The following is a 14,331-nucleotide window of genomic DNA, read 5'->3' on the forward strand; positions in this document are numbered from 1 at the left end:
CCTGCTCACGTGATATTGGCCACAACCACCTCTCCCCGTCGGGCTCCCAGGGTTCTCGGGGTCGTCGAGCCGTCAGGCGGCGCCGCCTTTCGGATGCAACCCCGAGCTCAAAACGTGATGCTCAGCAGTCTTAGCAGGCATTCCAACCAGTCGGTATCGTGCGCGCCGCCGCCCCACCACACAACGCCACCACCACGGATCCGAGCCGCACCGGAAGGCCACCCCATGACATTCCCCGACGACAAGCGGTACCCGCCGCCGACACCGCCGCAGTGGCCGCAACCGCGGACCGAGCCGTATGCCCGCGCCCCTCGACACGAGTCGTACGGGCAGGCCCCGGAACCGCACGCGCACGAGCCCCACCGCGCCGGCGCCGACCTCGCCGCCCTCCGCTCGGCCTACCGCGTGCTCCGCCGGGTCTCCACGCTCACCGCGCTCGGCTCCTTCGTGGTGTACGTGGTGCTGTCCTGCTACGCACCGGACGTGATGGGGTCCAAGATCGCCGGGGAGCTGAGCCTGGGAATGGCCCTCGGGGTCCTTCAGCTCGTCGTCACCTTCGCGGCGGTCTCCTGGTACGGACGCAGCGCACAACGCTCGGTGGACCCGTTGGCCCGCGCCGTCAGGGAGCGGGCGACCGGCCGGCACACGGGGGTGGCGAGATGAACGACTTCAGCTCCGGGACGCAGGCCACCATCCTCGTCCTCTTCGCCACCCTGGCCACCGTCACCCTGATGATGTGCGTGATGGCGGGACCGGACCGCGACGACCTGACGAACTTCTACACCGGCTACCGTTCGCTCACCCCGTTCAAGAACGGCCTGGCCATCGCGGGCGACTACATCTCGGCAGCCACGGTGCTGAGCACGACGGGCATCGTCGCGCTCGCCGGATACGACGGCTATGTCCTCGCGGTCAGCACCGCCCTGTCGCTGGTGCTGCTGATGTTCCTGATGGCAGAACCCCTGCGCAACGCCGGCAGGTTCACCATGGGCGACGTCCTGGCCCGCAACATGCCCGGGCGGGCGCCCCGTATCGCCGCCTGCGTGGTGACGCTTTCGGCGACCCTGCCCTTCCTGGTCGTCCAGCTCTCCGGGGCCGGGTCGCTGCTCACCTTCATCCTGGACATCCCGCACGGAGTGGGCGCCAGGACGGCGTGCATCGTCATGGTCGGCAGCCTGATGATCCTTTACGCGGCGCTCGGAGGTATGAGGGGAACCGCGCTCATGCAGATGATCAAGATCGTCATCCTGCTCGGCACCAGCATCATCGTCGCCGCTCTGGTCCTCAACCGCTTCGACTGGAGCCCGGGCGAGGTGCTCAGGGCGGCCCAGCACGGCAGCGGCACGGGCGCCGCCTTCCTCGAGCAGGGCCTCCAGCTCGGAACCTCGGCCGGCGACCGACTGGATTTCGTCGGTTTCCAGCTCACCATCATCCTGGGTGTGGCCTGCCTGCCCCACATCACCATGCGTCTGTACTCCGCGCAGGACGTGCCGGCCGTACGTCGCTCCATGTCGTGGGCGGTCGGTACGGTCACCACGTTCTGCCTGCTCGTGATCGTCATGGGTACGGGTGCGGCGGCGCTGGTGGGAGCGCAGCACATCACCGCCGCCGACCCGCACGGCAGGACGTCGGTACTCATGCTGTCGCAGGTGCTTGGCGGAAGCCCCGACTCCGCGGGCACGACGATTCTCTACTCGACCGTGGCGGGCATGGTGTTCATCACCCTGCTGTCCTCGGTCGCGGGAATGACCCTGGCCGCGGCCTCGTCGCTCGCCCATGACCTGTTCGCCCATGCGGCGCGGCGGGGGCAGGCGGAGCCGCGTACGGAGATGGCGGTGGCGGCGTGGGCGAGCGTGGCCGTGGGAACCGTGGCCATCGGGCTCGCCGCCCTGGTCCAGAACTGGAACGTCGGCGTACTGACCACTCTGGCCATCTGCATCGGGGCATCCGCGGTGGCCCCCGCCCTGACCTACTCCCTGTTCTGGAGAGGATTCACGCGCACCGGCCTGCTCGCCACCCTCTACGGCGGTGCGGCCTGCGCGCTTGTGCTGATGGTCTTTTCCGAGGCCGTCTCGGGGACGCCGTCCGCCGTCTTCCCGAACGCCGACTTCCACTGGTTCCCCATGGAGTCCACCGGACTGGTCTCCATCCCGTTCGGTTACCTGGCGGGCTGGCTGGGCAGCCGTCTGGACCACCGGCTCCGCGCCGCCGACAGCCGGGAGAGCCGGCGGTTGTACGAGGAGAACGAGGCACGTCTTCTCGCCGCGGCCGAATGACCCAGGGGCCCAACGCGCCCTTGCACGGGCCCCCTTGTCGGCAACCACGGCGCCGCCGTCGTAGTCCCGGGCAGGGTCGGATTGAGACAACGTTGCGCGGAGTGCGTATCGCTTCACAAGGAAGCCGATGAGCCCACGCGGGGAGCAGTCCACGGATGTCGCCTGAGGAGTACTGCCGATGCGATTCCACGACACCGAACCACAGCCGGCCCTCAGGCCTGTGGGCGATCCCGCGCAAGAGATCCGGGATGCCTTCCAGGCCGTTCTGGACGCCCTGGACGCCGCACGGGCCGACCTTCATTCGCTGGAACGACAGCAGTGTCACCCCAGCGACACGGTCAGCGCCCGCGCCGGTCATCCGGGCCGGGCTCAGGACGAAGTCGTGGTCGAGCCGCTGTGGTCACGCGGCGCGCGAACCAAAGCCATGCCCCCACCGGAGACGGAAGGGAGCCGAGGGCGTCGACGCTTGATCGGCCGACGGCCCACCCGTGTCGCCGGAGGCCTGGGACTGGGCGCCGTGAGCGGATTGCTCCTCGCCTCCGCCCTGCTCGGCAACGAGTACACCGTGCGGGAGGAACCACCCGGGTCCGTGGGGCAACCGGACCGGCCGCTTCCCGGCGACTCAGCGCTCCTGGAGATTCCGGGTACCGGGGTGCTGCGCCCGGGCGACAGCGGACATGGGGTGTACGAGTTGCAGGTACGTCTGCTCCAGATCCCGCACCTGTACGACGGCGGCGCCGTCAACGGCCGCTACGACACCGAAGTCCGCCGGGCCGTGGCCCGATTCCAGAAGCGGTACGGCATCCACGGGGACGAGAGCGGCGTCTACGGGGACAACACCCGACACGCCCTGATGCTGCGCACGAAGTAGTGGCCGACAGCCAGGCCCACCCCGGCCGGGCTCAGGATCGGCCGGGGCGGGTGTCAGAGGGTGGGGGACTTCTCGCGGAGGAGGGCCGTGCGGAGGGCGGAGTGCAGGCGGGGCGTGCTCGTCCACTCGTGGTCGCGCGACGGAGGGACCTGCCAGTACAGGCCGGGGGGCGTCACGCGGTGGAGCGGAGGGATCGCCACGTGACAGCCGCGGCCCAGAACACGCACCTGGGGGAGCTCCCAGTCGGCGGCGGAACCAGGAGGTATCAGCCAGTACAGGCGTTCGCTGAAGCCGTCCCTGATCACGGCCCCCGTCTCGTCTCCGAGGTCGCGGAGTGCGTCGATCCCGAGGGCGACCGGTACGCGTACGGCGTCCCACCAGCCACCTGCGGCCATGGTCCGCACCTCGACACTGCCCGGTCGCATCCACCGGGGAGTCCTGCCGACTGTCATCCCACTCACCGGCTCTCCGATCCGACACCCCGAACCGTAGGGCGGAGGCGAATCGCCGACTTGCGTCCGGGCGCAAGGAAGTTGTCCTCGTGCGCAGCGCGCGCCGACAGCCCTCGCCCGGGCACGCTACGTCCAAGTAGCTTCACGGGTCGTATTGATGTGCGAGCGCCTGGGAGGCTTCCATGGGACACCCCCACCCCCTAGTGATCGACCCGACCGGCAGCGACATCCACGGCGAGGCCGCCCGGATCCGCGAGCGCGGACCGGTGACCCTCGTCGAACTGCCCGACGGCGTCCAGGCCTGGGCCGTCAGCAGTCCCGACCTCCTCAAACGCCTGCTCACCGACCCACGCGTCTCCAAGGACCCGCGCCGGCACTGGCCCCGGTGGATCAACGGCGAGATCACCCCGGAATGGCCGCTGTTCACCTGGGTGGCGGTGCAGAACATGTTCACCGCCTACGGAGGCGAGCACAAACGGCTGCGTGCCCTGGTCTCCAAGGCGTTCACCGCACGCCGCACCACGGCGCTCCGACCCCGCGTCGAGGAGATCACCGCGTCCCTGCTTGACCGGGTCGAGGCGGCCGGACGGCACGGCCAAGTCGTCGATCTGCGCGAGGAGTTCTGCTACCCGCTGCCGATCCAGGTGATCAGCGAACTCCTCGGCCTGCCCGAGGAACAGGGTGCGGAGCTACGGGCCGTCGTGGACGGCGTCTTCCACACCTCCGCAACCCCGGAGGAAGTCACCGACAACTACGCACGCTTCTACGCGGCGCTGGGCGAACTCGTCGCCCTCAAGCGGCGGTCGCCGGGCGACGACCTGACCTCGGCGCTCATCGCGGCCCGTGACGACGGCGACACCCGGCTGAGCGAGCAGGAGCTGCTCGACACCCTGGTGCTCATGATCAGCGCCGGCCACGAGACCACGGTCAACCTGATCGACAACGCCATCCATCTCCTCCTGACCCACCCGGACCAACTCGCCCACGTCCGCACCGGCCGCGTCTCCTGGGAGGACGTGGTCGAGGAGGCGCTGCGCGTGGAGGCGCCCGTCGCCAGCCTGCCCCTGCGGTACGCCGTCGAGGACCTGAAGATGAGCGAGTTCGACGGCCCGGACGGGGTGGTGATCGGCAAGGGCGAGGCCATCCTCGCCGCGTACGCGGCCGCCGGACGTCACCCCGGGAAGTACGGCGAGGACGCCGACCGCTTCGACGTCACCCGCGTCGACAAGGAGCACCTGGCCTTCGGCCACGGAGTGCACTTCTGCCTGGGCGCCCCGCTGGGGCGGCTGGAGGCCCGCATCGCGCTGCGGGCGCTCTTCGACCGCTTCCCCGGACTCCGACTCGCCATCACTCAGGACGAGTTGGAGCCCGTCGACTCCTTCATCTCCAACGGCCACCGCGCCCTTCCGGTACGCCTGTCCTGATCACTCGCCACGCCACCACGCCAGCAGCCGTACGGCGGCCCGTCCGCGCCGCACGCGGCCGGCCTCGGGCACCGCGGACGGCCGGGGCGTCGGCGCGGTGCGCTCGAGGGGCGGCTCGTCGCCGGTGGTGGACGGGGTGACGGTGGCCGGGGTGACGGTGGCCGGCGGGAACGTCACCGGCAGCGCGGCCAGCGCTCGGTGGAAGGGGCCCGGTCGCCAGGTCAACGCCTCGACAGGTACGGCGAGTTCGACGTCGGGAAGGCGGTCGAGCAGCTTCTCCACCGCGACCGCCGCGATCAGCCGGGCCGGACTCTGTGCCGGGCAGTTGTGCGGGCCCGCGCTCCACGCCAGGTGGGCGCGGTTTCCCGCACGCTGCTCCGCCATCAGGGACGGGTCGGTGTTCGCCGCAGCGAGACTGACCACGAGCGGATGCCCCGCCCGCAGCAGCACCCCTTCGTACACGACGTCGTGGATCGGATAGTGCACGGCGTAGTTGGCCATGGGCGGGTCGGTCCACAACACCTCGTCGAGGGCGTCCTCCACCGGCAGACTGCCGCCCGCGAGGCTGCCCGCGAACCGGTCGTCGGACAGCAGCAGCCGCAGGCTGTTGGCGATCAGGTTCTGCTGGGGCTCGGTGCCCGCGCCCATGAGCAGGACGAGGGTGTGCACCATCTCCTCGTCCGTGAGCCCGGCGGGATGGTCCATGAGCCAGGACGTCACATCCGGACCGGGCCGCCGGCGCTTCAGCGTGACGAGGTCCAGCAGCGTCGTCGCGAGCAGTTCGTTCGCCTTCTCGGCGTCCACGCCGTCGAAGATCCCGGACATCCCCTGCACCAGCCGCTCTCCGTAGTCGGCCGGGCAGCCGAACAGACGGTTGAACACCAGCAGGGGAAGCACCTGGGCGTACGCGCCGAGCAGATCGGCCCGCCCGGCCGGGGCGATGCGGTCGATGAGCGTGTCCGCGCTCGCCTCGACGTAGCCGCGCAGGGTCACGGGGTCCACCCGGGCCAGGCTGTCCGTGATCGCGCCGCGCAGCCTGCGGTGTTCCGCGCCGTCGGTCCACAGCGCGTTCGGCCGGTACATCATCATCGGCACGACCGGGCTGTCCAGGGGGACGGTGCCGTCCGCGAGATCCTTCCAGCGGCGTGGGTCCTTGGAGAACGTCTCGGTGCTGCGCAGCACGTGCAGGGCGGCGTCGTATCCGACGACGAGCGAGGCCCGCACGCCGGGCGCCAGCTCGACCGGCGCGATCGGGCCGACTTCGCGCAGCCGCCGGTAGACGGAGGCCGGGTCGGCGGCGAACTCGGGGCCGTAGAGGGACTCGTGTGCGGGACAGCCCGGCGGCGGTACAGACGGTACCGGCGGTACGGGTGGTACGGAGGTCACGCGTGCTCCAGGTGGCCGTCGGGGGTCCCGTCGCTCGAGCGGAGCCGGGAGGGCGGGAGGGTCAGGAGGTACTCGGCGAGACGGATGAGTGCCCGCGTGGACGAGACCCGGTCGCGGGCGTCGCAGCGGACGAGGGGGGTTTCGGGCAGCAGGTCGAGGGCCTCGCGCACCTCGTCCAGCTCGTACTCGGGGGCGTCGTGGAACTGGTTCAGGGCGACCGCGTACGGCAGTCCGTGCTCCTCCAGAACGCCCATGACCTCGAACGACTGGCTGAGGCGGCGGGTGTCGGCGAGGACCAGTGCGCCGAGCGCGCCCCGCGTCATGTCCTGCCACAGCCGGGTGAAGCGCCGCTGGCCCGGCGTGCCGAAGAGGTAGAGCACAAGGTGGTCGTTGAGGGTGAGCCGGCCGAAGTCGAGGGCGACCGTGGTGGTCGTCTTGTCCCGCATGCCCGCCAGGTCGTCGACGAGGGCGCCGGCCTCGGTCATGACCTCCTCGGTGCGCAGGGGGCGGATCTCGGAGAGCGTGCCGACGAAGGTGGTCTTGCCGACCGCGAAGTGGCCCACGATCAGCAGCTTGACCGCCGTCTGGACACTGGGCCGCAGGTAGACGTCGTCAGAGGCGGGCGCGGAGTCCATCGAGCACCTCCTGGAGTATTCGGGCGTCGGTCGGCCGGGCGGCCGGGATCGGCGCGCGGGTGACGATGTGGCCGCTGTCCATGAGGTCGGCGATCAGCACTTTGGCCACGCCGACCGGCAGCGACAGGTGGCCGGCCACCTCGGCGACGGACAGGGCTCCGGGCCGGCACAGCTCCATGAGCCTGCGCTTTTCCGGGTTGAGTCCGGTCAGCGGCAGATCGTCGGTCGCGATCAGCAGCGTGACCAGGTCCAGGGTGTTGCGGGTCGGGTGGGCGCGGCCGTCCGTGACGACGTACGACCGCACCAGCCGGTCTGCGGGGCGGCGCCGGGGTGTCATGCCGGGCTGCCGGTGTCCTGCCGGGCGGGGCTGGTCAGCTCCTTGCCGAGCCGGTCGACGAGTTTGTGCATGCGGTAGGTGACCGCCTCCATGTCGACGTCCTCGCCGGTGGAGACCGCGAGGTAGGCACCCTCGCCGGCAGCGACCAGGAAGACGTAGCCGTGCGCGAACTCGATCATGGTCTGCCGCCACGGGGTGTGCGGGGTACCGCAGAACTCGGCCGTGCTGCGGCTGATCGACTGGACGCCGGACAGGCCCGCGGCCAGCCGTTCGGCGTCGTCCCGGTCGATGTCCTTGGAGAAGGCGCGGAGCATGCCGTCGGCGGAGAGCAGGATCGCGTGACGCGCCTGCGGAACCTTCAGCACCTCGTCCAGCATCCAGCCCAACGTGTTGTTGGTGGGCCCGGTCATTCGTGGCTGTTCCCTTCGTCGTCGTGGAGCGTGTGCCGGGCGGCCCTGCCGGAGCGGGTGCCGCGTGCGAAGGCGCCCATGCGCCGGGCGTTCTCCTCGGCAGAGCGGCCACCGACCTCGTCGGCCGGTACGGGCTGCGGGGCCGGTTGCTGGGGGGAGCGGCGACGGCGCCTGGGCAGGCCGCCCGGCGTGGTCGCCTCCGCGGGTTCGGGTTCGGGTTCGGGTGCGGGATCGGGACCGGAGGCGGGTGCGGGTGCGGGTGCGGGGGCGTCCGGATCGGCGGTGGGGGCCGTGCCGGGCGAGTGCGTCTGCGCAGGGGGATGCATGGGCGCGGCGGCGGAGGGCGCGGGCGGTTCGGCGGACGGGACGGGCGCCTGGGTGGCGGCGTCCAGGTGCGTGAGCAGGGCGGCCGGCAGGAACACCACCGCGCGTACACCGCCGTACGGAGAGAGCGTGTCGACGGAGACGCTGAACCCGTAGCGCTCGGTGAGGGCCCCGATGACGGCGAATCCGAAGCGGGGCGGATCGCCGAGCCGGGTGATGTCCACCAGGTGTGTACCGGCGAGCAGTTCGGCGGCGTGCTCGGCCGCCCGGCCGTCCATGCCGACCCCGGCGTCGTCGATCACCACGCAGGCGCCGTTGTGCACCGTCTGGACGGTGACCTCGACGTTCGTGCCCGGCTGCGAGTGACGTGCCGCGTTGTCGAGCAGTTCGGCGACCGCGAGCACCACCGGTTCGACCGCCCGGCTCCGTACGGCGATGTCGACGTCGCCGTTGATGCGGATGCGCCGGTAGTCGCGGATGCGGGAGGTGGCGCCGCGTACAACCTCGACGAGCGCGGAGGTGGCGCGCTGACGGCCCGGCCACGAGCCGCACAGCACGGCGATGGCCTGGGCACGGCGGCCGAACTGGGCGTTGGCGTGGTCGATTTCGAGCAGGTCGCTCAATACGGCTGGGTTGTCGTGCCGGTCCTGCATCTCGGCGATGGACACCTGCTGTTCGTTGGCCAGGGCCTGGATGGAGCGCATCGACGCCTTCAAGGCGGCCTTCGCCGACTGGTCGGCGCGCGTCCGGGCGTGCTCGACCGCGCCGGCGAATCGCTCCACGACGGCGTCGAGGCACTTCGCGAACTCCGTGTCGGCGAGCCGCGTGTCGAGCAGACCGACGGCCGGGACCTGCTGGTGGGCCGCGTCCTCCAGGGCCGGCAGCCGGGCGGAGACGAGGTGCCGCAGCTCTTCGTCCCGGGCCCGCAGGCCGTCCGTGAGCTCGGCGTTCCGTCTGCGCTGCCGAGCGGTGATGCCGCGTTCGCGCACCAGCAGCACGGTGACGGCGACCAGGACCACGGCCAGGCCCCAGAACACCGCCTCCGGTATGTGTTCCGTCATCAAGTCCTCACAGCAGGTGGCGGGTCGACGGGCGCACGACGGTAGCGGCGCGTCCGCTTCCGCACTTGTCCGTGCGCGCAAAGAAGTTGCCACGGGACGCAGGCGCGCTCTTGGGCCCTGCCCATCGCGACCGGCTCGGCTGTGGCGTAGGCCAATGAAGCGGGGACGAGTTCCGGAAACCGATTGCTGGTCCCTAGTCTGCGCCGAGTAACGGATGTCGAACACCGGGGAGTTCCGGGCCGCTCTCGAGGCCGTCGAGAGACGTCGCAGCAAAGGGGACGCGTTGCCCACGGGAAGTTACGTCGTGGAGACGACGAGGACCGCCGAGGTCGAGGCAACCGAACAGACCGACCTCTGGAGTGAGCGCGTCGCGGCGTACCAGACCAGGCTGGACTACAGGTACGCCCGCGCCGAGGTCTTCCGCGGCGAGATGATCCGGCAGCGCAGCGACAGCTACCAGGTCGTCACGTGGCACAGCGACCAGATCGAGTACGTCCGCACACCGGGCCTGATCCGCCAGCGGCCCGACCCCGACTACCGGCTCCTCCTACCACTCGCCGGCGAACTGCGGCTGCGACAGGACGACCAGGAGGTGCGGCTGACACCGGGCACCGGCAGCCTTTTCACACTCGGCGCGCCCTTCGAACTCCTGCACGGCGCGTCCCTGCGCGGTGTCATCATGTCGATCCCGGCCCAGGAGATCGACGGTCCGCTGAACCGGAAGGCACCGCTGGCCACCGGGCTCGATCTGACCAAGGGGCTGGGCCGCGTGGTGCACTCCGTGGTGCGCAGCCTGAACGAGGAGCGCGACCACCTCACCGCCCCGCAGTTCGACGCCGTCTGCGACCGCGTCGTCGAACTGCTGTGCATGCTCGCCTGCGGCGACGACCGCCCCGACGCCCCGGGCCATCTGACCGAGGTGGAGGCGATGGTCCGCCGCTACGTACGCGATCACGCGGCCGACCCCGACCTGTCCGGTGCCTCGATGGCCCGCGCCCTCGGCTGGTCCCTCCGCCAGATCCAGCTCGCGCTCCAGCACGTGGGCACCACGCCCCGCGACCTGATCCGCGAGGAGCGCCTGCGTCTGGTCCGCGAGCGTCTCCTGCGCGCGGACTGCGGGCACATGACGATCACGGATCTGGCGTACGCCTCGGGCTTCTCCTCGGGCAGTGCCATGAGCACGGCCTTCCGCCGGCGCTTCGGGGTGAGCCCCCGGGAACTGCGCAACAAGGCCCGCTGATCCCGCACCCACCGGATCGTACTTTCCCGGGCCCCCGGCCCAGCGCCTCCCGGGCACGAGATATTGAGCGGTGACGGGACCGGTACGTGAAGAAGGTGATCTGCGCATCGCACGCCGGGCCGCTGCGCATCGCGGGTTATGTATTCACCATAGGCCCGTGTCATATGCCGCGCCATTCCCGTCGCAGGGCAATTCGCCGCTGCTGCCGAGTGGTTGAGCAGTTGACTGCCATCGCAGGTGGCGCCTTCAACCACTTGCGGGCGGATCCTACACATGGGTCCCGGCGCGTGACGCCGAGGTCGACTCCCTGCCACTCGGCACCGATGTCTGACGTGGCGCCACGGTCCGCTTCACGACTCCGCGTTACGACGGCGGGCGGCCCCGGACATTTGCGGATCGCGCGGCGTGACCGTCCGGCTCGGCTCGCAGGCCGACATCGGTGATGACGCCGGAGTCCGGGCTTGACGTTCGCCGAACCCCCCGGCCCCTTGATGTATCGCGATCAGTCGGCCGCTCGTTCAGGTGCCCGCGTTACGGTCCTCGGAGGTCGCGCTGTCCACGTCGACACCCGGGCGGACGATCACCACCGGGCAGGTCGCGTGCTGGGCGCACTGCTGACCGACCGAGCCCAGCAGAGCCCGGCGGAACCCACCGCGCCCGCGGCTGCCAACCACCAGAACCTCGGCTCCCTCCGCCTCGTCCAGAAGGGCCTCTGCCGGATTTCCCCGGACCAATCGTTCATGGACTCGAGCGGCACCCGCCTCTCCGAGCACGGTTCGGACCTCCTCGACGAGGCCCTTTCGGCCTGCTCCTCGTCGAACTCCGTGTCGACCGCCGGCGCGGACCAACCGCGAGCACCCGGCACGTCCCAGGGGAGCCGTCGACGCCCACCACGACCCGCGGGGTCGCACCCTGGCTGTCCATGCGCTTTCTCCCTTCGGTTTCACGTTCGCCGTTTCACGCTCCCGACACCCGTTCGGCGCTGTGCGCTCGTACATACGGAGACACGAGCGTGCGACACAAGCGACTGCGGCCGGCCGACATGGGAAACCGGTGCCCCCTGCACGGATCCAGTCTGGGCCGTGGCACGGAAGCGCGCCGCCGGAGAGCCGGCACACCCGCCGCGTGTCGGCGCGCTGAAGGAGCGCTGCTCGACGGAAGCAATCTGATTACTCGCCAGTGGAATCAGCACAGGGTTGGCGAAAGCCCGACGAGATTCAGCGCCATCGGCGGGAATTCCGGAGGCAGCCGGCCCCCGTGGCCGCGCGGTTCGACGGCACCCGGGGCGATGTCCCTTTTCCGCACTGCGGGCAGCGTGAGGCGAGGGCGGAAGTCTCGCGGGGCGGGGATCTCTTGATCGGCTTACGATGTGGGCAAGGACTTCCGGCAAGTCGGCTACCGATTCAGTCGGCGGGAAGCGGGACTCCATGGCACGTAACAAAGACACATCCGGACTGGTGGCGGAGCTCTTCGCGGAGTTCGCCGGCACGATGGTGCTCATTTTGTTCGGCTGCGGTGTGGTCGCTCAAGTGGTCGCAGGTGGAGCACTCACCACTCCACCGGGCGGTCTGGGCGATCACGACAGCATCGCCTGGGGGTGGGGGCTCGGCGTGACCCTCGGCGTGTATGTGGCGGCGCGGATCAGCGGCGCCCACATCAACCCCGCAGTGACACTCGCCCTCGCCGCCTTCAAGGGATTCCCGTGGAAGAAGGTGGCACCCTACGCCGTCGCCCAGACCGCGGGCGCCTTCGTGGCCGCTCTGCTGGTGCGATGGAACTACACCGAGGCGTTGGCGAAGGCCGATCCCGGTCACACCATCAAGACGCAGGGCGTCTTCTCGACCCTGCCCGCCAACGGCAACACGAACCTGCCGGTCTACGAGTGGGCTGCGTTCCGTGACCAGGTCATCGGCACGGCGCTTCTGCTGCTGCTGGTCATGGCGGTCACGGACCTGCTCAACAATCCCCCGGGTGCCAATCTGGCCCCGTTCATCGTGGGACTCATCGTGGTCGCCATCGGCATGGCGTGGGGCACCCTCGCGGGATACGCGATCAACCCGGCACGTGACTTCGGGCCGCGCCTGGCGAGCTTCATCACCGGGTACGGCGGCGCGTGGCGAGATCAGTACGGCAATCTCTACTTCTGGGTGCCGATCCTCGGACCGCTGATCGGTGGCCTGCTCGGTGCGTTCCTCTACAAGTTCCTCATCGGCCGCTTCCTGCCGAAGGCGGAACCCGAGCCTCCGGGACGCGTCCCGGCCCCCGAGGGCTGACCGGCCCAGCGGCCCAGCGGCGCGCAGCCCTGGTTTTCTCCGGAGAGGAAGCAACTCATGGCGGACTTCGTGGGCGCGGTGGACCAGGGAACCACCAGCACTCGGTTCATGATCTTCGACCACGACGGCAACGAAGTGGCCAAGCACCAACTGGAGCACGCCCAGATCCTTCCGCGCTCGGGCTGGGTCGAGCACGACCCCGTGGAGATCTGGGAACGCACCAACACCGTGATGCAGACCGCAATGCGGGAGCGCAACCTGTCGGCATCCGATCTGGCGGCGGTCGGCATCACCAACCAGCGGGAGACGACCGTGGTCTGGGACCCCAGGACCGGCCGCCCGTACTACAACGCCATCGTCTGGCAGGACACCCGCACCGACTCCATCGCGGCGGCGCTCGAGCGGGACGGCCGCGGCGACGTCATTCGCCGGAAGGCGGGCCTCCCCCCGGCCACCTACTTCTCCGGCGGCAAGATCCAGTGGATGCTGGAGAACGTCGACGGCCTGCGCGAGGCCGCCGAGGCGGGCCACGCGCTGTTCGGCAACACCGACTGCTGGGTGCTGTGGAACCTGACCGGCGGGCCGGATGGCGGAACCCACGCCACCGATGTGACCAACGCCAGCCGCACCATGCTGATGAACCTGGAAACCCTCGACTGGGACGACGAACTGCTCGGTTTCTTCGGCATCCCGCGAGCGATGCTGCCACGCATCAATCCCTCCTCCCATGCCGACGCCTACGGCCAGGCGCGCACCTCCCGGCCACTGCGGGCCGCCATCCCCATCACCGGTGTCCTGGGGGACCAGCAGGCGGCCACCGTGGGCCAGGTGTGCTTCGCTCCCGGGGAGGCCAAGAACACCTACGGCACCGGCAACTTCCTCGTGCTCAACACGGGCACGGAGCTGGTGCACTCCCGGCACGGGCTGCTCACCACGGTGGCGTACCAGCTCGGCGACAGCCCGGCGGTCTACGCCCTGGAAGGCTCCATGGCCGTGACGGGCTCGGCCGTGCAGTGGCTGCGCGACCAGCTGAAGATCATCCGAAGCGCGGCGGAGAGCGAACAGCTGGCAGCGACCGTGGAGGACAACGGCGGCATGTACTTCGTGCCGGCCTTCTCCGGCCTCTTCGCGCCCTACTGGCGTTCCGACGCCCGAGGAGCGATGGTCGGGCTGTCCCGCTTCCACCACGGCGGCCACATCGCACGGGCCACGCTGGAGGCCATCTGCTACCAGAGCCGCGACGTGGTGGAGGCCATGGAACACGACTCGGGCGTCCATCTGGACGTGCTCAGGGTCGACGGCGGGGTGACCGCCAATGATCTGTGCATGCAGATGCAGGCCGACATCCTCGGCGTCCCGGTCAGCCGCCCGGTCGTCGCCGAGACCACCGCGCTGGGTGCCGCCTATGCCGCCGGGCTCGCCACCGGGTTCTGGGAGAGCGAGGACGAACTGCGCAGTCACTGGCAGGAGTCCAAGCGGTGGGAGCCGCAGTGGAGCGACGAGCAGCGCGCGGAGGGCTACGCCGGATGGAAGAAGGCGGTGGAGCGAACCCTCGACTGGACAACGGTCGAATAGCGGCCCCGGGCCCGCCCGTGCCCACCGGCTCTGCGCGGGCCGGTACGCCGAACCGCTGGGGGGCGAT

The 14,331-nt window shown here is 70.3% G+C and carries 14 protein-coding genes; 7 read left to right on the forward strand and 7 right to left on the reverse strand.

Going from position 1 to position 14,331, the window contains the following annotated elements; genetic code table 11:
• Positions 1-225: 225 nt before the first annotated feature.
• From ACZ42A_RS28930 to ACZ42A_RS28940, 3 genes are all read left to right on the forward strand, one after another.
• Positions 226-663 (forward strand): DUF485 domain-containing protein, encoded by a 438-nt coding sequence (locus ACZ42A_RS28930; RefSeq protein WP_468530221.1) that lies wholly within the window; start codon positions 226-228, stop codon positions 661-663.
• Positions 660-2,276, forward strand: coding sequence for a sodium/solute symporter (locus tag ACZ42A_RS28935; RefSeq protein ID WP_468530222.1), 1,617 nt, complete (start codon positions 660-662; stop codon positions 2,274-2,276). The genes ACZ42A_RS28930 and ACZ42A_RS28935 overlap by 4 nt, the downstream gene beginning before the upstream one ends.
• A 517-nt stretch (positions 2,277-2,793) precedes the next feature.
• Entirely contained in the window at positions 2,794-3,147 is a 354-nt protein-coding gene (locus tag ACZ42A_RS28940) for a peptidoglycan-binding domain-containing protein (protein ID WP_468530223.1), read from the forward strand.
• 53 nt (positions 3,148-3,200) lie between these two features.
• Here ACZ42A_RS28940 and ACZ42A_RS28945 read toward each other — a convergent pair whose 3' ends face one another.
• Positions 3,201-3,542: a hypothetical protein gene (locus ACZ42A_RS28945; RefSeq protein WP_468530224.1), complete on the reverse strand. Its 342-nt coding sequence runs from the start codon at positions 3,540-3,542 to the stop codon at positions 3,201-3,203.
• Between the two features lie 239 nt (positions 3,543-3,781).
• Here ACZ42A_RS28945 and ACZ42A_RS28950 point away from each other — a divergent pair, with 239 nt between their 5' ends.
• The gene (locus tag ACZ42A_RS28950; RefSeq protein WP_468530225.1) at positions 3,782-5,023 is read left to right on the forward strand and encodes a cytochrome P450 family protein; all 1,242 of its coding nucleotides are present in this window, start codon (positions 3,782-3,784) and stop codon (positions 5,021-5,023) included.
• On the opposite strand, the gene ACZ42A_RS28955 is transcribed toward ACZ42A_RS28950, so the two are convergent.
• The 5 genes from ACZ42A_RS28955 to ACZ42A_RS28975 are packed head-to-tail and all read right to left on the reverse strand — an operon-like array spanning position 5,024 to position 9,176.
• Positions 5,024-6,409 carry a cytochrome P450 gene (locus ACZ42A_RS28955; protein ID WP_468530226.1) on the reverse strand — a complete coding sequence of 462 codons (1,386 nt, stop codon included), beginning with the start codon at positions 6,407-6,409 and terminating at the stop codon, positions 5,024-5,026.
• On the reverse strand, positions 6,406-7,044 hold the full coding sequence (locus tag ACZ42A_RS28960; protein ID WP_468530227.1) for a GTP-binding protein: 639 nt from the start codon (positions 7,042-7,044) through the stop codon (positions 6,406-6,408). The genes ACZ42A_RS28955 and ACZ42A_RS28960 overlap by 4 nt, the downstream gene beginning before the upstream one ends.
• On the reverse strand, positions 7,022-7,381 hold the full coding sequence (locus ACZ42A_RS28965; RefSeq protein WP_362952110.1) for a DUF742 domain-containing protein: 360 nt from the start codon (positions 7,379-7,381) through the stop codon (positions 7,022-7,024). Before ACZ42A_RS28965 ends, ACZ42A_RS28960 begins: the two co-directional genes overlap by 23 nt.
• Positions 7,378-7,791: a roadblock/LC7 domain-containing protein gene (locus ACZ42A_RS28970; RefSeq protein WP_031488119.1), complete on the reverse strand. Its 414-nt coding sequence runs from the start codon at positions 7,789-7,791 to the stop codon at positions 7,378-7,380. Before ACZ42A_RS28970 ends, ACZ42A_RS28965 begins: the two co-directional genes overlap by 4 nt.
• Positions 7,788-9,176 (reverse strand): ATP-binding protein, encoded by a 1,389-nt coding sequence (locus ACZ42A_RS28975; RefSeq protein ID WP_468530228.1) that lies wholly within the window; start codon positions 9,174-9,176, stop codon positions 7,788-7,790. Before ACZ42A_RS28975 ends, ACZ42A_RS28970 begins: the two co-directional genes overlap by 4 nt.
• A 283-nt stretch (positions 9,177-9,459) precedes the next feature.
• Here ACZ42A_RS28975 and ACZ42A_RS28980 point away from each other — a divergent pair, with 283 nt between their 5' ends.
• The gene (locus tag ACZ42A_RS28980) at positions 9,460-10,416 is read left to right on the forward strand and encodes a cupin domain-containing protein (RefSeq protein WP_468530229.1); all 957 of its coding nucleotides are present in this window, start codon (positions 9,460-9,462) and stop codon (positions 10,414-10,416) included.
• 518 nt (positions 10,417-10,934) lie between these two features.
• Here the strand turns inward: ACZ42A_RS28980 and ACZ42A_RS28985 are convergent.
• The gene (locus ACZ42A_RS28985; protein WP_468530230.1) at positions 10,935-11,414 is read right to left on the reverse strand and encodes a universal stress protein; all 480 of its coding nucleotides are present in this window, start codon (positions 11,412-11,414) and stop codon (positions 10,935-10,937) included.
• Positions 11,415-11,843: 429 nt separating this feature from the next.
• Between ACZ42A_RS28985 and ACZ42A_RS28990 the strand changes: the two genes are divergently transcribed.
• Positions 11,844-12,689: an MIP/aquaporin family protein gene (locus ACZ42A_RS28990; protein WP_468530231.1), complete on the forward strand. Its 846-nt coding sequence runs from the start codon at positions 11,844-11,846 to the stop codon at positions 12,687-12,689.
• A gap of 57 nt (positions 12,690-12,746) precedes the next feature.
• A complete protein-coding gene (glpK, locus tag ACZ42A_RS28995) occupies positions 12,747-14,264 on the forward strand; it encodes a glycerol kinase GlpK (RefSeq protein WP_468530232.1) in 1,518 nt (505 codons plus the stop codon).
• Positions 14,265-14,331: the final 67 nt, after the last annotated feature.

It is taken from the genome of Streptomyces sp. NPDC030838 (genome assembly GCF_055572035.1).